We start from the raw sequence: 17,787 nt of genomic DNA on the forward strand, positions 1-17,787 counted from the left end.
GAAAAAGACACCGCGCTGCCTGGCACGGGCTACGCCCGTGTTCGCGGGCAAGCCCGCTCCTACAAGGGGATTGGGCTGGCCTTTAGATTTGAAGAAGACAGTTGCGCCTACACTTCCTCGTACGGCAAACCCACATAATTCTCGGCAATGTTCACCAAACCGGCATCGGACGACAGGAAGTACTCCCGGTCCGCCTCCTGCATCTTCTGGTCCCAGGCATCCTTGTGTTCGCCAAAATCATGCAGCAGTTGGGTCATGAACCAACTGAAACGCTCGCCCTTCCACACCCGCCGCAGCGCCAGCGGTGAGTATCGCTCCAGCAGGTCGGTGCGGCCTTCGCCATAGACCTTGACCAGGATGCGATACAGGTAGTTGACGTCCGAGGCTGCCAGGTTCAGGCCCTTGGCCCCGGTCGGTGGCACGATATGCGCCGCATCTCCCACCAGGAACAGGTGCCCGTACTGCATCGGCTCGACCACCAGGCTGCGCAGCGGCGCGATGCTCTTTTCCAGCGCAGGGCCTGTGACCAGGCGCGCCGCGACATCCTCGGGCAGACGAGCCTTGAGTTCGTCCCAGAAACGCGCATCGGGCCAGTTCTCCACCCGCTCGTCCAGCGGCACCTGCAGGTAATATCGGCTGCGGGTGGTGGAGCGCTGGCTGCACAACACGAAACCACGGTCATGATGCGCATAGATCAGCTCGTGGTTGACCGGCGGGGTATCGGCCAGCAAGCCCAGCCAACCAAACGGATAGACCCGCTCGTACTGCTTGAGCACACCCTGCGGAATGCTCTGGCGCGAAACGCCATGAAAACCGTCGCAGCCAGCGATGTAATCGCACTCGACGCGGTGCAACTGGCCGTCCTTCTCGTAGGTCACGTAGGGCCGTTCATCCTTGAGCCCGTGCGGCTGCACGTTGCTCGCGCCATACACGATCGGCGCCCCGCTCTGCTCGCGGGCCTGCATGAGGTCGCGGGTAACTTCGGTCTGGCCGTACACCATCACCGTCTTGCCACCGGTCAGGGCCTTGAGATCCAGGCGCTGGCGACGCCCTGCCACCAGCAGTTCGACGCCTTCGTGCACCAGCCCTTCACGGTCCATGCGCGCCGACACCCCGGCCTCGCGCAGCAGGTCGACGGTGCCCTGCTCCAGTACGCCGGCGCGGATACGGCCAAGCACGTACTCAGGGGTCTGGCGTTCGAGAATGAGCGTGTCGATGCCTGCCTTGTGCAGCAGTTGACCGAGCAGCAGGCCAGAGGGGCCGGCGCCAATGATTGCAACCTGGGTTTTCATTGTTGTTGTCTCGCCTTGTCGATGCCGTACTGGCGGCAGCCGGCATACGTTATTCGGGTTAGCCCCTGCATTTTTACTGGCGCAAAAAGCTGAAAAGGTGTCATATCCGATGGAAAATCTGCACTTTTCAAAATTCCGTGCGATCAGCGCACAGGTGTCCCGACCATGAAATCCTCCCTTCCCGGCATACCGCTGTTCCAGCTCTATGGTGAGAACCACGCCTGGCCCGGCAGCGATCTGCTGCACTGCGAATCGATCCCGGCACGCAGCCGCCTGCACCATTGGGAGATCAAGCCGCACCAGCACGCCGAACTGTTTCAGTTGCTCTATGTGCAGCGCGGACACGCACTGGTGGAAATCGAAGGTCGACGCAGCGAGATCCACGAGGCGGCGATCCAGGTGGTGCCACCGCTGACGGTGCATGGCTTTCGCTTCAGCGCCGATATCCAGGGCCATGTGCTGACCTTCGGTACGGCGCTGGTGGCCGACCTCGAGCAGCGCCTGGGTGCACCCCTGGCGGTGCTGGCATCGGCGGCATGCTACCCGCTGGGCCGAGACCGCGCGCGCCTGCGCGGGCTGATCGACACCTTGCAGCAGGAGTACCAGGGCAGCGCACCCGCTCGCGCCGCCATGCTGCAGGCGCTGGTGACCGCCCTGATGGTGTGGATCAGCCGCCGCCAACAACTGGGCCAGGCACCGCGCAACCGCGACGAGCGCGACCGCCACTTGCTCGGGCACTACCTGCGCCTGGTCGAAGCGCATTACCGCCAGCACCTGTCGGTCGATGAGTTTGCTGCTCGCCTGGGCATCACCAGCCTGCAGCTCAACCAGCTGTGCCGCGCGCTGAGCGGGCAGACCGCGCTGCAGGTGATCCACCAGCGCCTGCTGCTCGAAGCGCGGCGCAACCTGACCTACACGCGCATGAGCATCGGCCAGTTGTCCGACAGCCTGGGTTTCAGCGATCCCACCTACTTCGCACGCTTCTTCAAACGCCTCAGCGGCCAAACGCCCAATGCCTATCGACGCAGCGGTACTGCGCAATCACCTTGACGTATACGTCAACCTGCCTTTAGCTTACTCACATTCCACCCCCGAGCCCGAGCATGAGCAGCCAGACCTACAGCATCTCCGACCTGTCCCGCGAGCTGGACATCACCACCCGCGCCATCCGCTTCTACGAGGAGCAGGGTCTGCTGAGCCCCGAGCGTCGTGGCCTGGAGCGCATCTATTCGGCGCGTGACAAGGTGACCCTCAAGCTGATCCTGCGCGGCAAGCGCATCGGCTTCTCGCTGGCCGAATGCCGCGAGCTGATCGAGCTGTACGACCCTAGCGGCGGCAACCTCAAGCAGCTCACCAGCATGCTGGCCAAGATCGCCGAACGCCGCGCGCAACTGGAGCAGCAGATGCTCGATATCCAGCAGATGCACCTGGAGCTGGACACCGCCCAGGAGCGCTGCGAGCAGGCCCTGGCCGCCACCCTGAACAATAACCGTTGATTCGCCACAGGAACCCCGCCATGTCATTGCCCGCACACGTGCGCCTGGTCGAAGTCGGCCCGCGCGACGGCCTGCAGAACGAAGCCCAACCCATCAGCGTCGCCGACAAGGTGCGCCTGGTGGACGACCTCACCGACGCCGGGCTTTCCTACATCGAGGTGGGCAGTTTCGTCTCGCCCAAGTGGGTGCCGCAAATGGCTGGATCGGCCGAGGTGTTCGCCGGTATCCGCCAGCGTGCCGGGGTGACCTACGCAGCCCTGGCGCCTAACCTGCGCGGTTTCGAGGATGCACTGGCAGCCGGGGTCAAGGAGGTGGCGGTGTTCGCCGCAGCGTCCGAGGCGTTCTCCCAGCGCAACATCAACTGCTCGATCAGCGAGAGCCTGCAGCGCTTCGAACCGATCATGGACGCCGCCCGCGAGCACGGTATCCAGGTGCGCGGCTATGTATCCTGCGTGCTCGGCTGCCCCTATGAAGGCAAGGTCAGCGCCGAACAGGTCGCCCCGGTCGCCCGCGCCCTGCACGACATGGGCTGCTACGAAGTGTCGCTGGGCGACACCATCGGCACCGGCACCGCCGGCGATACCCGACGCCTGTTCGAGGTGGTCTCGGCGCAGGTGCCGCGCGAGCAGCTTGCCGGCCACTTCCACGACACCTACGGCCAGGCCCTGGCCAATGTCTATGCCAGCCTGCTCGAAGGCATCAGCGTGTTCGACAGCTCGGTGGCCGGGCTCGGCGGCTGCCCCTACGCCAAGGGCGCCACCGGCAACATCGCCACCGAAGATGTGCTGTACCTGCTGCAGGGGCTGGGCATCGAGACCGGTATCGACCTGGACAAGCTGGTCGCCGCCGGCCAACGCATCAGCGATGTGCTGGGGCGTGCCAACGGCTCGCGGGTAGCACGGGCACGCAGCGCCCGCTGACGCACGCCCAGGGGCGGCGAGCGCCGCCCTGTTTCCCTCGCTCATCGAACTGTGACATTCCCGGCCAGCGGGATTATGCTCTGCGGGTATGTCCTCCAGTCGCAATATGTGAGCGCCGAATATGAAAATCGATGACATGGACGCCTTCGTGGCCGTCATCCGTTGCCAGTCGACCAACCTTGCCGCCGAAGCGCTGCAACTGACCCAGCCGGCCATCACCCGGCGCGTGCAGAATTTCGAGGAAGACCTCGGCGCCACCTTGCTCGACCGCAACACCAAGCCACTCAAGCCCACACCCATGGGCCTGCGCGTGTACGAGCAGTGCAAGGCCATCCTGCGTGAAATCGACGCCCTGCGCGAACTGGTGGCCAACGATGGCGCGCCGTCCGGCACCCTGCGCCTGGGCGTGCCACAGACACTGGGCGATGTCGTGCTGCTCGAGGCCCTGGCGCAGATCCGCCAGGCCTACCCCGAGCTGCGCACCCAGGTCACCAGCGGCTGGGGCAGCAGCCTGATCGCGCGCATGGAAAACGGCGAGCTGGATGCCGCTGCGGCGCTCTTCCCACCGGGCAAGATCTTCCCCGAAGGCATCGCCAGCCATTCCATCACGCGCATGCCGTTGCGCGTGGTCGCGGCCAAGGGCAGCGCCGGCAAGCGCAGCTACAAGTTGCGCGACTGCTATACCCGCGGCTGGGTGCTCAACCCCGATGGTTGCGGCTTTCGCGCCGGGCTGCAGCGCGCATTGAGCGAACAGGGGTTGTCACTGTCGATCAACCTCGAAACCTTCGGCACCGAGTTGCAACTGGGGCTGGTCGCCAACGGCCAGGGCCTGGGCCTGGTGCCCGAACCGCTGTTGCTTGCCAGTCGCCATCGAGACCTGCTGGATATCGTCAACGTCAGCGATTTCAAGCCGCAGGTCGACCTGTGGCTGTTCCACCCACGCTACCTGGGCAACCTGCAGGAGCCGGTGGAGCTGTTCGGCGCCGTGGCGGGCAACCGGCTGAACAACGCAGCGAGTTGACCTGGTTAAATAATCAACTTGCATAAAAACCAAAAAGATAATTCTTAAAACGAATAATTAGCATAGAACCAAAAAGACTTTTACAGCGTTGCGCCAGACGCCTACGGTCCTGTTCACACCGTACTGCCTTGCACTGGAGCACCGCATGAGTTCACTGTCCGTCGTACCTCCCAGCCAGGAGGCCGTGCGCCTACGGGTCAGCGCCGAGGAATGGGAGGTGCGGGTCAAGCTCGCCGCCGCCTATCGCCTGGCAGCCCTGTTCCGCTGGACCGATCACATCTACACGCACTTTTCGGCACGGGTTCCCGGCCCGGACGAGCACTTCCTGATCAACGCCTTCGGCCTGCTGTTCGACGAAATCACCGCGTCCAACCTGGTCAAGGTGGATGTCGACGGCACGATCATCGACGACCCGCTGGGCCTGGGCATCAACCAGGCCGGCTATGTCATCCACAGCGCCATTCACCGCGCCCGTCCCGACCTCAAGGCCGTACTGCACACCCACACCCGCGATGGTGCGGCGGTGTCTGCCCAGCGTGACGGCCTGCTGCCGGTCTCCCAGCATGCGTTGGCCTATTACAGCCGCGTGGTGTATCACGACTACGAGGGCGTCGCGCTGGACCTGGATGAACAGCAGCGCCTGGTGGCCAACCTGGGGCAAAGCAATATCCTGATCCTGCGCAATCACGGCTTGCTCACCGGCGGCATCAGTGTCGAACATGCCTTCCGTGAGCTGCACGGCCTGGAGCGCGCCTGCAACATCCAGATCGCCGCCCAGGCGGGTGGCAATGACCAACTGCAGTACGCCTCCCCAGCGGCGATTGCCAAGGTGCATGAACAGTCGAAGCGCTTTTCCGACGGGCTTGGCGAGGGGATTCAGCGGCACTGGGATGCGTTGATCCGGCAACTGGATCGCGAGGGGCGCGATTACCAGGGCTGAAGCCCGCACCTGCTGAGGGAGCGGGTATGTCCGTTGCGCTCCCTCAGCGCCCCCGCGCCAACCCCACGCAGCGGCGCGCCAGCACATCGGTCGGGTCCACCAGTGCCACCTGCACCCCGTCGATGGGGAAACCATCGGCCTGGGCCAGGATCAGCGGCAATTCGGTACAGCCCAGAATCAACACCCGCGCGCCCTGCGCGACCAGGTGCCCGGCGCCCGCCAGCAGGTCGTCCCGACACTGCCCCTCGGTAAACCCCGCCTTGACGCCCTCCTCACCATAGATCGCACACATCACCCGTGCCTGCGCCGCGTCGTCCGGCACCAGCAACGACAGGCCGACGCGTTCGGCCGCCGCGTGATAGACACCACTTTGCAGCGTGCCCGAGGTCGCCAGCAGCCCCACCCGCACCTCGCGACCATAGCGGTGCAAAATGAAATCGATGGTCTCGCTCAGCATGTTGACGATCGGCACCGCCAGATGCTCCTGGATCCGCTCGACATAGGCATGCGCGGTATTGCAGGGAATCGCGATGGCATCGGCGCCCTCCTCTTCCAGGCGGCGGCAGGTCGAGTACATCGCCACGGTCGGGTCGGCCTCCTGGCGCAGCAGGTTGGCGGTGCGATCGGGAATCTGCGGGTTCTGCTCGACCACCATCCTGATATGGTCCTGGTCACGCCCGGCCGGGGTGTTCTTCACCACCTTGCCCATGAAGTCCACGGTCGCCGCCGGCCCCACGCCACCGACGATCCCCAGCTTGAACGGCGCACGGCTCGGCACCGAGTCGGTGGCGCTGGCGAAGTCGGCATACACCTGGTTGGCATCGACGCAGTGAATGCCACGGCGCATCAGCTCCGGCGCCAGCAACGACAGCTCGGTCATGCCCGGCAGCAACAGCGTCGCGCCCTGGCCTTCGAGTTCCAGGCAAACCTGGTGCAACAGCTCCAGCGCCACCCCATCCAGATGTCCGGCCTTGATGCCTGCAGGCCCGTACACCGCCTCCATCAACGCCGCCTGCTGCACCGGCGAGGGATGGATCAGCTCGTAGTCGTCGGCAAAGTGCCGCTCGAACAACCCCGAAGCGCGCACATAGTCCGAGGCCAGCACGCCCAGGCGCGCACCCGGCGGGGCGATCTGCGCCACATGGGCCTTGAGCGCGGCCATCAGATCGACGATGGCGATCTGCAGCTCGGCGCGCAGTTCGTCGATGAAGGTATGGCTGGCGAAGCACGGCACCAGCACGGCGTCGGCACCGCTGTCGGCATAGCCCTGGCAGACCTGGAACACATAGAGCTTGCGCGAGGTCATGCTCGCGCCCGCACTGAGCGGCAGCGCCAGGTCCTTGAACGGGTGCTGCTCGAACAGCAGGTGATAGCGCCCCTGCTCGGCCAGCAGCGGCTGGCTCTTTAGCAGCTTGAGGAACAGGTCGCCACCGGCCAGCGAGCCGAGGCCACCGATGATGCCGAGGGTGCGCGCGTTGGCGGTCTTGCGTGGGCTTTTCATGGAGCGGTCCGGATCAGGCGTGGGTGGCAGGTTTCAGCGCAGCTTCGACGGGCGCCGGGGCCTCGTCATGACGCCGCTCGAGGTCGGCGATCACCGCCGTGGCGATGCTGTTGCCCACCACGTTGGTGGCGGTACGGCCCATGTCGAGGAACTGGTCGATCGCCAGGATCAGCAACAGCCCGGCCTCGGGCAGGTGGAACATCGGCAGCGTGGCCGCGACCACCACCACCGAGGCCCGCGCCACCCCGGCCATGCCCTTGCTGGTGACCATCAGGGTCAACAGGATCAGCACTTGCTGGGTGAAGCTCAGCTCGATGTTGTAGGCCTGGGCGATGAACATGATCGCGAAGGCCTGGTACATCATCGAGCCGTCGAGGTTGAACGAGTAGCCCAGCGGCAGGACGAAGCTCGACACGCGCTTGGGTGCACCGAATTTCTCCAGCGCATCGATGGTCTTGGGGTAGGCCGATTCGCTGCTCGCGGTGGAGAACGCCAGCAGCACCGGCTCGCGGATCAGCTTGCCCAGGGTGAACACCGGGCGCCCGAGGAAGCCGTAGCCCACCGCGAACAGCACCAGCCACAGCAGCAGGATGCCCAGGTAGAACTGGCCGATCAGCTTGCCGTAGTCGAACAGCAGGCCAATGCCTTGGGTGGTGACGGCGGCGGCCAGCGCGGCGAAGACACCGACCGGGGCGAACATCATCACGTAGTCGGTGATGCGGAACATCACCTTGGCCAGCTCGTCCACCAGTTCGCCGATGCGGGTGTTGCCGCGTTGCTTGACGAACGCCAGCGCCAGCCCGAAGAACAGCGAGAACACCACGATCTGCAGGATCTCGTTGTTGGCCATGGCTTCGGCGATGCTGCGCGGAAACACATGGCTGATGAAGGTCTTGAGGCTGAAGTCCCCGGCGTTGACCGCCACCGCGCTTGCCGCCTGGCCTGATTCCACGCTCAGGTTCAGGTGGGCGCCAGGCTGGAACAGATTCACCAGCAGCATGCCCAGGGCCAGGGAGAACACCGAGGCGCTGACGAACCAGATCATCGAGCGCAGGCCGATGCGCCCCACCGAACCGGAATTGCCCAGGCTGCTGATCCCTGCGACCAGGGTGGCGAACACCAGCGGGGCGATGATCATCTTGATCATGCGCAGGAAGATGTCGGTGACCAGGCTGAAGTAACCTGCAATCTGCTTGGCGGCGTCCGCGGAGCCTGCGTAGGTGTTGCACAGCCAGCCGACGACGATGCCGAGCAGGATCGCCACGGCGATGTAACGGGGTAGTTTCTTGTTATTCATCTCGACCTCTGTCTGTCGAATGCGGGAGGGACAGCAACAGGCTACGACGCACGGCCGGGGCAGTTGATGAGGATGCGCGATGGGTTCATGCGTAATTCGCATAGTTGTCGAATGGCGGTGAAATCCAGGGAAACTGGGGATAAGCTGCGGTGTCTGTGGGAGCGGGCTTGCCCGCGAAGAAGCCGACACCCGCTCAACGTAACAACTTGCTCTCCAGCACCTCGGACTCGCGCCCCAGCACGCTCTCGCTGATCTGGATGAATTCCTCCGTGCTGACACTGGCCATGCGCATCAGCGCGCGAGTGACGTCGTCCAGCGAGCGCTTGTCGTGGCTGTGCAGGCGAATCTCGCGATCCAGCGCCTGCAACAACAGCACGCCCCTGGCCACCTGCATTGCGTCGGCCTGCTCGGTGCGAAGGGTCTTGACCTTGGCGCCGTCCTTCTGCAATCGCGCCTGCAACGCCTGGTAGCGGTCATCGCTCAGGCCGCCGGCGCGGCGCAGCAGTTCGGTGGCGTAGTAGTCGGTCAGGCTCTCGCCCAGCCAGTCACTGCGATCACGGTCGTCGATCTGCGCGAACAGTTGCACCAGCTCACGCAGCAGCGGGCTGCTGCCGCTCTCGCCGATCAGCGGGCCGGTGCTGTGCAGGTACAGCGAGTTGCGCGAGGCACGCGCACCGCGCCACATGTCGTCGCGGGCACCGACCACCAGCAGCTTGGGCGGATTGCGCGGGAACACCGCCTGCAACTGCGGCCAGACGAAGGTCATCAGGGTGAGGGTGTCCATGCGCCGCATGCCCTGCCCCTGCGGCGCGGCGACAGTCACCTCGGTATCACCCAGGCGTGCGCGGCGGCTGCCGAGGTTGCCGGCGAGCATCCAGCCAGTGGGGCGGTCGAACAGGCGCGAGACGTTGTCGATACGGAATTTCTGCTTGCCGATGCGCGGCCAGGCCGTCTCGACACTCTGCCAGCCCGACGGCAGCTCGAAGGCCAGGCGTGTCACCAACTCGGTGCCATCCTGCTGATCGAGACGCGCCGGGGGCACGAGCTGATCGCCGCGAAACAACGCCCAATGCGGTGTGATGCGTGCCTCATGGGCGCTGCCATGGGGCTTCACATCGAGCTGCACGCGGTAGCTGAGGCTGCTCTTGCCTGCTCCGGGGTACCAGACGCCACGGTCCTGCTGCACCTGCCATTGGCCGTCCGCCTTGAAATCGCTGTAGGCACCCTGCCTGCCCAGGTCGAAGTCCAGGCTGCGCACCGGCGTGCCCTCGGCCAGGGTCAGGCGCACTTCGGCCTGGCCCGTCTGGGGCAGCAAGCGCACCTGGTAATCCAGATCGACCTTCTTCGCCCAGGCCGGGAAGCTGGCCGACAGGGCCAGTAGCAACAACAACGGGCGACGCATACAGAAACTCCTTGTTCCCCAGAGGCGCGGGCCAGGCGGATCAGCCGGCGCGAAAGATCAGGTGGTCTTCCCAGTCGTCTTCGTCGACGTCGTTCTCGCTGAGCATCCGCCCGGACTGGGAAATGCGCTGCTCATGGACCTGCTCGCGGTCGCCACAGACCAAGTGGTGCCAGGCCGGCAGATCCTTGCCCTCGCTGACCAGGCGATAGCCACAGGTGGTCGGCAGCCATTTGAACTGGTCGGCCTTGCCCGGCGTGAGCTGGATGCAGTCGGGCACCTGCTCGAAGCGGTTGGGGTAGTCGCTGCACTGGCAGGTGTTCATGTCCAGCAGTTTGCAGGCGATACGCGTGTAATAGATGCTGTTGTCATCCTCGTCTTCGAGCTTCTGCAGGCAGCATAGCCCGCAGCCGTCGCAAAGCGACTCCCACTCCTGCGGGTCGAGCTGGTCGAGGGTCTTGCGCCGCCAGAAGGGCGCGGGGTCGGCGATCATCACACGTTTTCCTGCAATCACTTTGAAGGCCGCGGCGCGCGGCGGCGCCAGTCTAGAGCCTGTCCCGACGCAATGCCATACCGCTTGTCAGTGCCGAGCGGACGCAGTAGCGTTCAGGCTTTCCCTCGTCTTTTCGCAGGAGCCCGCATGAGCGTCAATCCCCGCATCGCCGACTATGCCATCAACGAGCAGTTCATCAACCGCTGGTCACCTCGTGCGTTCACCGCTGAACCCATCAGCGAAGAGACCCTGCTGAGTTTCCTCGAAGCTGCGCGCTGGGCGCCGTCGGCCTACAACTCGCAACCCTGGCGCTTCCTCTATGCCCGCCGCGACACGCCGAACTGGGAGCGCTTCCTGGAACTCCTGGTGCCGTTCAACCGCAGTTGGGCACAGCAGGCCTCGGCGCTGGTGCTGATCCTTTCCAAGACCACCTTCACTGCCCCGGGCGCCAGCGAAGAGACACCTGCCCTGTGGCACACCTTCGATACCGGTTCGGCCTGGGGCCACCTGGCGCTGCAGGCGAGCATCAGCGGCTGGCACACTCACGGTATGGCCGGGTTCGACCAGGAACTGGCGCGCAAGGAGCTGAAGGTCCCCGAAGGTTATGTGCTGCATGCGATGGTGGCGATCGGCAAGCTGGGCGACAAGGCCAGCCTGATCGAGGCGTTGCAGGCACGTGAAGTGCCGAGTCCGCGCCGGCCGCTGAGCGAGTTGGCGGCTGAGGGGGATTTCAGCCTCTAAGACCGGGTTGGCCCTATCGCGGGAAAAACCCGCGATAGGGCCAGCAGAAGCACCTCAATACCCGCGCGAGAAATCCACTTCCCCGCGCAGCCCCTGCCCCGCCGCATACGCCCGCACGTTCTCGACGAACAAGCGCACCATCGCCACCGGCGAGGTCGGCGCCGAACTGTGCCCGGTCAGCAGCAACCCCCAGGCGGTCCAGAACGGATGGCGCTGGGGCAACGGCTCCTGGCGGCAGACATCGATCACGGCACCAGCCAGGTGCCCGCTCTTGAGTGCCTCGACCAGGTCGGCATCGACCACCGCCACACCACGCCCGGCGTTGATGAACAGCGCGGTCGGCTTGAAGCACTGAAACAGCGCGGCATCGTACAGGTCATGGGTGGCCGGGGTATCCGGCAGCAGGTTGAGTACGTAATCGACCTGGCCGACCAGCCGCGGCAACGCATCCAGCCCCGCCACTTCGACGAACGGCGCCTGCTCGCGCGGGCTGCTGGCCACGCCATACAGCGTCACGCCAAACGGCAGCAGGAACTCGGCCACCCGCTGGCCGATGTCGCCGGTGCCGACGATCAGCACCTTGCGCCCTTCCAGGCTGTTGCCCGGCCGGCCATCCCAGCGCCGCTCGACCTGGCTGACCAGCCGCGCCAGTACATCGCGCTCGTGGGCCAGCATGTAGGTCAGCATGTACTCGGCCATGACCTGGCCGAAGATGCCCACCGCGCGGGTCAGGCGATAGTCACGCGGCAGGCCGTCGGCCAGCAGTGGCGTGATACCCGCCCAGGTGGACTGCATCCAGGCCGGCTTGTGGCCCTGGCGCAGCAGGCTGGCGACCAGGTGAGGCTCACCCAGCCAGATCGGGCATTCGGGGGCGTGGCGCGACAATTCGGCGGAATCGCCACTGGTCAGGACCTCCAGGTCCGGTGCCAGCTCGCCCAGCAGGCGAGCGTAAAGGGCATGATCCTGTTCAGCGATCAGAACGCGCATCTCGATGACAACCTTGCAGAACGACGAAAGCGGCCCGTCGAGGGCCGCCTGGTGATAGGGTTCGCGCCCCGGCTCAGGCCGGATCGTTGCGGCGCAGCAGCTCTTCGGGCAGGTGCTCGATGTAATCGTCGTCCGGCGGCGGCATCTGCAGGTGGTAACCCTGGTTGTCGAGGTTCTCCAGCACCTTGGCGATGTCCTCGCGAGCCAGCTTGCGCTCGGGGGTCAGCACCAGGTCGAAGGCATGCACCGGCGTACCGAAGAACGGCAGCAAGCCCTCAGGCACGCGCTCCAGCCCCTCGGCCTTGAGCACATACAGGTACATTTCGCGCTTGCGCGGGCTCTTGTAGATCGAGCAGATACGTTTCATCGAGTCTCTCCGGCACCTGCCAGGTCGTCCAGCAGGGCCTGGCCCATCCGCTCACGGCGCCAGCCGCGCAGCGAATCGGGCAATTGATAGGGGCCGTTGGGGTAGCCGCTCTTGAGCAGGGCTTCCAGGGCCTTCTTGCGCAGCATCAGCTCCGGGGCGATCTGCAGGCGCTCGCCTTCGGCCTGGCCGATGGCGCGCAGGCGCTTGAGAATGCCGGCGGCTTCGATCGGCAGCGGCTCGGGCAGCACCGCGGGCCATTGCTCGGCGGGCTGGCTGGCGGCGTTCTTGATCAACTCGAGCAGCGTTGCGCCGTCCTGGCGGATGGTGCGCGGGTGCATTTCGTCGATCTTGGCCAGCGCCGACAGGCTGTCGGGCTGCCCCTTGGCCATGGGCCACAGCGAGTGTTCCTTGAGGATCCGGCTGCGCGGCACATCACGGCTGCGGGCTTCACGCTCGCGCCAGGCGCACAGCTCGCGCAACACCGCCAACTGCTGCGGGCCCAGCTTCCAGGCCAGCTTGACGTCGCGGTAAAGGGTTTCGGGCTCGACTTCACGGCGCATTTGCGCGACCAGCTCGGCGCCGTCCTCCAGCACCCAGGCGTACTTGTCATCCGACAGGCGCGGGCGCAGGGCGGTGAACAGCTCGGCCAGGTGCACGGCATCCTCGGCGGCGTAGCTGACCTGGGTGTCGGACAACGGGCGCTGCAACCAGTCGGAGCGCGTCTCGCCCTTGGGCAGCTCGATACCCAGCACTTCCTGGACCAGGCGCGAATAGCCCATCGAGAAACCGATGTTCAGGTAACCACCGGCCAACTGCGTGTCGAACAGCGGCTGCGGCAGCTTGCCGGTCAGGCGCAGCAGGACTTCGAGGTCTTCGCTGCAGGCGTGCAGCACCTTGACCACGCTACTGTCTTCGAGCAATTCGCCCAGCGGCTGCCAATCGCGGATCAGCAGAGGGTCGATCAGGTAGGCGCTTTGACCATCGCCGACCTGCACCAGGCCAGCCTTGGGATAGAAGGTATCGACCCGCATGAATTCGGTGTCGACGGCCACGAACGGCAGCGTGCGCCACGTCCGGCAGAGTTCGGCCAGGGTCTGGTCGTCACGGATCCAGTGTATTTCGATGGCCACAAGGCTCTCCCACAAACATTGGCGCGCAGTATATACGGCGCGGGCACTGCTCGTGAAACCCGGGCCATCCATGGTGGCGATCAGCGGTAGCGCTGGCGCGCGATCAGTTCCTGGCCGTCAACCAGGGCCGGCACCCGGCAAACATGTCCAGCGACTGCTGGTATACCTCGGTGCGCACCTGCAGCAGGCCCAGCATCGAGTGGAACAGGTTGTCCTGGCTCAGCGGCGTGTCACGCATCTTCGACAGGCAGTCGGTATCGATGGCGAAGTCCTGGCGGTAGCTGTCGGAGAACCAAGCCAGCAGCGGAATGTGCTTCTGCTGGTCAGGGGCAAGCATGTACGGGGTGCCGTGCAGGAACAGGTTGTATTCGCCCAGCGACTCGCCATGGTCGGAGAGGTAGATCATGGCGGTGTCGACCTTGTCCTGGTGCTTGCGCAGGGTGTCGACCAGCGACGCCAGCACCTCGTCGGTGTAGGCCAGCGTGTTGTCGTAGCTGTTGACGATGTCCTGCTGGCTGCACTGGTTCAGGGCGTTGCTGCGGCACACCGGAGTGAAGCGCTCGAAGCCCGCGGGGTAACGCTTGTAGTAGTCCGGGCCATGGCTGCCCATCTGGTGCAGCACCAGCACGGTATCCTTGTCGAGGCTGTCGAGCAGCGCATCGAGGTTCTGCAGCAGGATCTGGTCGTGGCACTCGCCATCGGCGCACAGGACCGGGTCCTTGGCGCTGGTGAGGTTGACGTAGTTGAATCGATCGCAGGTGCCTTTGCAGCCGGACTGGTTATCACGCCACTGCACCTCGATGCCGGCACGCCCGAGGATATCGAGCAGGCCCTCGCGGCGGCTGGCCAGGCTCGGGTCGTAGTCCTTGCGTGCCATGCCGGAGAACATGCAAGGCACCGATACAGCCGTCTCGGTCCCGCACGAATGCACATCGGTAAAGCCCAGCAGGCCAGCCTCCTTAGACAGGCGTGGCGTGGTATCGCGGCCATAACCCAGCACACCGAAGTTCTCGGCCCGGGCACTTTCACCCACCACCAGCACGGTCAGCGACTTGCGCTCATGCTTCTGCCAGGCGGCATCGCGATGGGCATCTTCGCCGTATTTCTGGAAGGGTTTGGCAGCGCTGCCGAGCTTTTCGCTGGCATAGCTGAACGACGCCCCGACGATATTGCTGGGGGTCAGCATCAAGTGCAGTTCGTGGTGATTGCGAAACAGCGACGACAGGCCCTGGTAATTGACCAGGCCGATCGAGCCCAGGGCTGCAACGCAGGCGCCGCTGACGATGAGCTTGCCCAGCAGCTCGCGGTGCCAGGGGCGGTAGGCGATGCGCGCCTTCCAGAGCAACAACGACGGCACGACGCCCAACCCCAGCATATAGAGTGCGAACTTCAACGACAGCAAGTCACGCACTTCCTCGATATTGGTTTCGGCGACATTGCGGAACATCCCGGCATCAATAAGTACGCCATATTGATTCATGAAGTAGGCGACACCGGCACCACTCATGAAAAGCACAATCAATACCGGTTTCAACACATACTTGAAGGCCAACAACGTCAATATCAGGTTGAAGGCGAACAACATCAGTACGGCAAACGCCAGGCCCAGCCACAGCCCAACCATGCCGGGGGGCAGGATGGTCTCCAGATGCTCCCAGAGGAACAGATTGAAGCCGATCAACAGGTAAAGGCTGGCCAGCAGCGTGACCCACTCGGTCCGCAGTGATTTGATTTTCAACATGGCGTTCGCAATCAGAGTTTAGAAGCGACCAGGCGTACCCGGGCGGGCACCTTGGGAAGTTGGCCGAACTTTAGAAAGCGTAGCATCAATTTTTTGTGAAAAAGACGCCAACAATCAGTTGTCATGCGTCTTTCATGATTAATTAAAGTTCATTCAGCTGCCATTCAGCGGCGTTGCGACGCTGCAGCCATGCCCGGCGAACCGCTCCCGCCTTCGGCAAACGCAGCTATCCTGAAAGATCAGGACTTTTACCAACCCCTGAAACAGAGGTGAAGAGATGCCAGTCCCGCACGATCTGCTAGCCGACCTGCATATTACCGAAGACAAATTCCAGGCCCTGATCGACAAGGACCAGGACCTGCACAAGCTGCACAAGGAATACAACGCCAAGGACAAGGAAGTGCTGGCCGCCGAAGGCAACGGCACCAACGACGAGGCGGTCAACCGCCTGCGCAAGGAACGTCTGCTGATCAAGGACAAGATCGAGCGGATCATTCATCCGCCCAAGGGTTGAGCCCTTTCAATCGAACTCACTGGTTTGTGGTAGGAGCTGGCTTGCCTGCGAACACCGGCTTGGCCGGTGCCAGACACCGCGATGTGCTTTTCGCGGGCAAGTCGGGGCGCCGAACCGCCGCTCCTACGATATTTGCTGCTACGCCGTCGCGGCCGCCCGCAACCCCGCTTCAAGGTCATCGATCAGGTCGCGGTAATCCTCGATCCCCATCGACAACCGCACCAGGTTCTCGCTGATACCCATCACGCCCTTCTGCTCCGGGCTGAGCGAGTTGTGCGACATGGTCCAGGAATGGTTGATCATGCTCTCCACACCGCCCAGCGAGTCAGCCAGGACAAAGATCGACAACGCTTCGACCAGGCGATTGACCGCGGCACGGTCACCCTTCACACGCAGTGCCACCACCGCCCCGCCAGTGCGCATCTGGCGCTGGCACAGCGCATGCTGCGGATGGCTCGCAAGGCCTGGGTAGAAGACCTGCTCGACCTGCGGGTGCTGCTCCAGGTACTGCGCCACACGCAGGGCGTTGGCACTCTGGCGCTCCATGCGCACATCGAGGGTCTTCAGACCGCGCAGGGCCAGGTAGCAGTCGAACGGGCCCTGGATCGCGCCCACCGCCATGCTGATCTTGCGCAGGCGCGCCAGCAGTTCAGGATTGCCCGCCACCACCACCCCGCCAGTCAGGTCGGAATGGCCGCCGATGTACTTGCTCGCCGAGTGCATCACCAGGTCCACCCCCAGGGTGATCGGTTGCTGGTTCCACGGCGAGCAGAAGGTGTTGTCGATGCAGGTGAGGATGCCGCGCTCGCGGGCCAGATCGCACAGCGGCTTGATGTCCACCAGGTGCAGCAGCGGGTTGGTCGGCGACTCCAGCCAGATCATTTTCGTATTCGGACGAATCGCTGCGGCGACGGCGTCCAGGTCGTTGAGGTCGACATAGGTGGTGGTCAGCCCGGAGGTGTGTGCCCGGTAGTCCTCCATCAGGCGGAAGGTGCCGCCATAGACGCCATTCATCACCACCACGTGGGCATCCTTGGGCAGCAGCTCGAGCACCGTGGCAGTGGCGCTCACGCCCGACGCACAAGCGACCGCACCGACACCCTCTTCCAGGGCTGCGACGCAGGTTTCATAAGCGTGCCGGGTCGGGTTGCTGACGCGGCTGTAAGCGTATTCAGGGTTATCGTCCAGGCCGCGCTTGATGAACGAGCTGGAGGTGACGATGGCCGGGAAGATAGCGTTGTCGGCGACGCTGGACTGCTCGCCGGCGTGGATGGTGCGGGTGGCGAAATTGCGCGGTTTTTCGGCCATGGTCGGATCCGTTGACTGAAGGGGTCAGGTAGAAAACCGCCACTATCGCATATCCCGGCCCGAGCCGCTGCAACAGCGCCAGACGTAGCAAGCGATTCCCCGATTGAGCTACTCTCGAGAAACTTTTTCTGCAAATTCGGCCCCTATCGCCATGGACAGTTTCGACCAGCACATCCTCACCCTGCTCCAGCGCGACGCCTCGATCTCCCTCAAAGACCTGGCCGAGGCGGTCAACCTGACCACCACGCCCTGCTGGAAACGGGTCAAGCGCCTGGAGGATGAAGGCTATATCCGCGGCCGCGTCGCCCTGCTCGACCCCGAGCGCATCAACCTGGGCCTGAGCGTGTTCGTCCAGCTCAAGACCCAGCGCCACGACAGCGCCTGGCTCGAGCATTTCGCCAGGACCGTGACCGGTTTCGAGGAAGTGATGGAGTTCTACCGCATGTCCGGCGACTGGGACTACATGCTGCGGGTGGTGGTCAGCGACATTGCCGCCTACGACCGCTTCTACAAGAAGCTGATCACCAGCACCGACGGGCTGTCGAACATCACGTCCAGCTTTGCCATGGAACAGATCAAGTACACCACGGCGTTTCCGGTGTATCGGTGAGAAGATCACGGCAGCGGCCTGATGCGCCCT

At 64.2% G+C, this 17,787-nt stretch carries 18 protein-coding genes; 8 read left to right on the forward strand and 10 right to left on the reverse strand.

Going from position 1 to position 17,787, the window contains the following annotated elements; all coding sequences use genetic code 11:
* Nucleotides 1-107: 107 nt before the first annotated feature.
* Nucleotides 108-1,292, reverse strand: coding sequence for a 4-hydroxybenzoate 3-monooxygenase (gene pobA, locus ACPZMI_RS15370; RefSeq protein WP_288376910.1), 1,185 nt, complete (start codon nt 1,290-1,292; stop codon nt 108-110).
* A 165-nt stretch (nt 1,293-1,457) separates the two neighbouring features.
* On the opposite strand from pobA, the gene ACPZMI_RS15375 reads away from it, so the two are divergent.
* From ACPZMI_RS15375 to ACPZMI_RS15395, 5 genes are all read left to right on the forward strand, one after another.
* Nucleotides 1,458-2,342, forward strand: coding sequence for a helix-turn-helix domain-containing protein (locus ACPZMI_RS15375; RefSeq protein WP_426352577.1), 885 nt, complete (start codon nt 1,458-1,460; stop codon nt 2,340-2,342).
* A 53-nt stretch (nt 2,343-2,395) separates the two neighbouring features.
* Complete coding sequence (locus tag ACPZMI_RS15380; protein WP_054893249.1) at nt 2,396-2,788, forward strand: MerR family transcriptional regulator; 393 nt, start codon at nt 2,396-2,398, stop codon at nt 2,786-2,788.
* A 20-nt stretch (nt 2,789-2,808) separates the two neighbouring features.
* Nucleotides 2,809-3,708, forward strand: a complete 900-nt coding sequence (locus ACPZMI_RS15385) for a hydroxymethylglutaryl-CoA lyase (RefSeq protein WP_186665386.1) — start codon at nt 2,809-2,811, stop codon at nt 3,706-3,708.
* Between the two features lie 121 nt (nt 3,709-3,829).
* Complete coding sequence (locus tag ACPZMI_RS15390; protein ID WP_426352578.1) at nt 3,830-4,729, forward strand: LysR family transcriptional regulator; 900 nt, start codon at nt 3,830-3,832, stop codon at nt 4,727-4,729.
* Nucleotides 4,730-4,874: 145 nt separating this feature from the next.
* Nucleotides 4,875-5,669 carry a class II aldolase/adducin family protein gene (locus ACPZMI_RS15395; protein WP_186665388.1) on the forward strand — a complete coding sequence of 265 codons (795 nt, stop codon included), beginning with the start codon at nt 4,875-4,877 and terminating at the stop codon, nt 5,667-5,669.
* A 43-nt stretch (nt 5,670-5,712) separates the two neighbouring features.
* Here ACPZMI_RS15395 and cuyB read toward each other — a convergent pair whose 3' ends face one another.
* The 4 genes from cuyB to ACPZMI_RS15415 form a co-directional block, all read right to left on the reverse strand.
* Nucleotides 5,713-7,170, reverse strand: coding sequence for a cysteate racemase (gene cuyB / locus ACPZMI_RS15400; RefSeq protein ID WP_426352579.1), 1,458 nt, complete (start codon nt 7,168-7,170; stop codon nt 5,713-5,715).
* 13 nt (nt 7,171-7,183) lie between these two features.
* Complete coding sequence (locus ACPZMI_RS15405) at nt 7,184-8,467, reverse strand: dicarboxylate/amino acid:cation symporter (RefSeq protein WP_426352580.1); 1,284 nt, start codon at nt 8,465-8,467, stop codon at nt 7,184-7,186.
* Nucleotides 8,468-8,660: 193 nt separating this feature from the next.
* Entirely contained in the window at nt 8,661-9,869 is a 1,209-nt protein-coding gene (locus tag ACPZMI_RS15410) for a hypothetical protein (protein ID WP_426352581.1), read from the reverse strand.
* A gap of 40 nt (nt 9,870-9,909) precedes the next feature.
* Complete coding sequence (locus ACPZMI_RS15415; RefSeq protein ID WP_063543654.1) at nt 9,910-10,359, reverse strand: YcgN family cysteine cluster protein; 450 nt, start codon at nt 10,357-10,359, stop codon at nt 9,910-9,912.
* A 147-nt stretch (nt 10,360-10,506) separates the two neighbouring features.
* On the opposite strand from ACPZMI_RS15415, the gene ACPZMI_RS15420 reads away from it, so the two are divergent.
* Nucleotides 10,507-11,100, forward strand: coding sequence for a nitroreductase family protein (locus ACPZMI_RS15420; RefSeq protein ID WP_426352582.1), 594 nt, complete (start codon nt 10,507-10,509; stop codon nt 11,098-11,100).
* A gap of 54 nt (nt 11,101-11,154) precedes the next feature.
* Here the strand turns inward: ACPZMI_RS15420 and ACPZMI_RS15425 are convergent, their stop codons facing one another.
* From ACPZMI_RS15425 to ACPZMI_RS15440, 4 genes are all read right to left on the reverse strand, one after another.
* Nucleotides 11,155-12,087: a D-2-hydroxyacid dehydrogenase gene (locus ACPZMI_RS15425; protein WP_186666917.1), complete on the reverse strand. Its 933-nt coding sequence runs from the start codon at nt 12,085-12,087 to the stop codon at nt 11,155-11,157.
* A gap of 73 nt (nt 12,088-12,160) precedes the next feature.
* Complete coding sequence (locus ACPZMI_RS15430) at nt 12,161-12,454, reverse strand: YcgL domain-containing protein (RefSeq protein WP_186666918.1); 294 nt, start codon at nt 12,452-12,454, stop codon at nt 12,161-12,163.
* Entirely contained in the window at nt 12,451-13,584 is a 1,134-nt protein-coding gene (gene rnd, locus ACPZMI_RS15435) for a ribonuclease D (protein WP_426352583.1), read from the reverse strand. Before rnd ends, ACPZMI_RS15430 begins: the two co-directional genes overlap by 4 nt.
* 103 nt (nt 13,585-13,687) lie before the next feature.
* Complete coding sequence (locus ACPZMI_RS15440; RefSeq protein ID WP_186666920.1) at nt 13,688-15,325, reverse strand: phosphoethanolamine transferase; 1,638 nt, start codon at nt 15,323-15,325, stop codon at nt 13,688-13,690.
* Between the two features lie 277 nt (nt 15,326-15,602).
* On the opposite strand from ACPZMI_RS15440, the gene ACPZMI_RS15445 reads away from it, so the two are divergent.
* Nucleotides 15,603-15,839, forward strand: a complete 237-nt coding sequence (locus tag ACPZMI_RS15445) for an HP1242/YdcH family protein (RefSeq protein WP_054895041.1) — start codon at nt 15,603-15,605, stop codon at nt 15,837-15,839.
* Nucleotides 15,840-15,977: 138 nt separating this feature from the next.
* Here the strand turns inward: ACPZMI_RS15445 and ACPZMI_RS15450 are convergent, their stop codons facing one another.
* Nucleotides 15,978-17,147, reverse strand: a complete 1,170-nt coding sequence (locus tag ACPZMI_RS15450) for a trans-sulfuration enzyme family protein (protein WP_426352584.1) — start codon at nt 17,145-17,147, stop codon at nt 15,978-15,980.
* Between the two features lie 151 nt (nt 17,148-17,298).
* Between ACPZMI_RS15450 and ACPZMI_RS15455 the strand changes: the two genes are divergently transcribed.
* Entirely contained in the window at nt 17,299-17,757 is a 459-nt protein-coding gene (locus ACPZMI_RS15455) for an Lrp/AsnC family transcriptional regulator (RefSeq protein ID WP_065861420.1), read from the forward strand.
* Nucleotides 17,758-17,787 lie beyond the last annotated feature (30 nt).

The sequence above is a fragment of the Pseudomonas wayambapalatensis genome (genome assembly GCF_049942315.1).
GTDB classification, from domain to species: Bacteria; Pseudomonadota; Gammaproteobacteria; order Pseudomonadales; family Pseudomonadaceae; genus Aquipseudomonas; species Aquipseudomonas wayambapalatensis.

What these genes read in the sequence shown, in the direction of transcription:
- ACPZMI_RS15380 (WP_054893249.1), top strand. Translation starts at nt 2,396, where the DNA reads ATGAGCAGCCAGACCTACAGCATCTCCGACCTGTCCCGCGAGCTGGAC.
- ACPZMI_RS15390 (WP_426352578.1), top strand. Translation starts at nt 3,830, where the DNA reads ATGAAAATCGATGACATGGACGCCTTCGTGGCCGTCATCCGTTGCCAG.
- ACPZMI_RS15445 (WP_054895041.1), top strand. Translation starts at nt 15,603, where the DNA reads ATGCCAGTCCCGCACGATCTGCTAGCCGACCTGCATATTACCGAAGAC.
- ACPZMI_RS15450 (WP_426352584.1), bottom strand. Translation starts at nt 17,147, where the DNA reads ATGGCCGAAAAACCGCGCAATTTCGCCACCCGCACCATCCACGCCGGC.
- ACPZMI_RS15405 (WP_426352580.1), bottom strand. Translation starts at nt 8,467, where the DNA reads ATGAATAACAAGAAACTACCCCGTTACATCGCCGTGGCGATCCTGCTC.
- ACPZMI_RS15385 (WP_186665386.1), top strand. Translation starts at nt 2,809, where the DNA reads ATGTCATTGCCCGCACACGTGCGCCTGGTCGAAGTCGGCCCGCGCGAC.
- cuyB (WP_426352579.1), bottom strand. Translation starts at nt 7,170, where the DNA reads ATGAAAAGCCCACGCAAGACCGCCAACGCGCGCACCCTCGGCATCATC.
- pobA (WP_288376910.1), bottom strand. Translation starts at nt 1,292, where the DNA reads ATGAAAACCCAGGTTGCAATCATTGGCGCCGGCCCCTCTGGCCTGCTG.
- ACPZMI_RS15425 (WP_186666917.1), bottom strand. Translation starts at nt 12,087, where the DNA reads ATGCGCGTTCTGATCGCTGAACAGGATCATGCCCTTTACGCTCGCCTG.
- ACPZMI_RS15410 (WP_426352581.1), bottom strand. Translation starts at nt 9,869, where the DNA reads ATGCGTCGCCCGTTGTTGTTGCTACTGGCCCTGTCGGCCAGCTTCCCG.
- ACPZMI_RS15395 (WP_186665388.1), top strand. Translation starts at nt 4,875, where the DNA reads ATGAGTTCACTGTCCGTCGTACCTCCCAGCCAGGAGGCCGTGCGCCTA.
- ACPZMI_RS15375 (WP_426352577.1), top strand. Translation starts at nt 1,458, where the DNA reads ATGAAATCCTCCCTTCCCGGCATACCGCTGTTCCAGCTCTATGGTGAG.
- ACPZMI_RS15415 (WP_063543654.1), bottom strand. Translation starts at nt 10,359, where the DNA reads ATGATCGCCGACCCCGCGCCCTTCTGGCGGCGCAAGACCCTCGACCAG.
- ACPZMI_RS15455 (WP_065861420.1), top strand. Translation starts at nt 17,299, where the DNA reads ATGGACAGTTTCGACCAGCACATCCTCACCCTGCTCCAGCGCGACGCC.
- ACPZMI_RS15440 (WP_186666920.1), bottom strand. Translation starts at nt 15,325, where the DNA reads ATGTTGAAAATCAAATCACTGCGGACCGAGTGGGTCACGCTGCTGGCC.
- ACPZMI_RS15430 (WP_186666918.1), bottom strand. Translation starts at nt 12,454, where the DNA reads ATGAAACGTATCTGCTCGATCTACAAGAGCCCGCGCAAGCGCGAAATG.
- ACPZMI_RS15420 (WP_426352582.1), top strand. Translation starts at nt 10,507, where the DNA reads ATGAGCGTCAATCCCCGCATCGCCGACTATGCCATCAACGAGCAGTTC.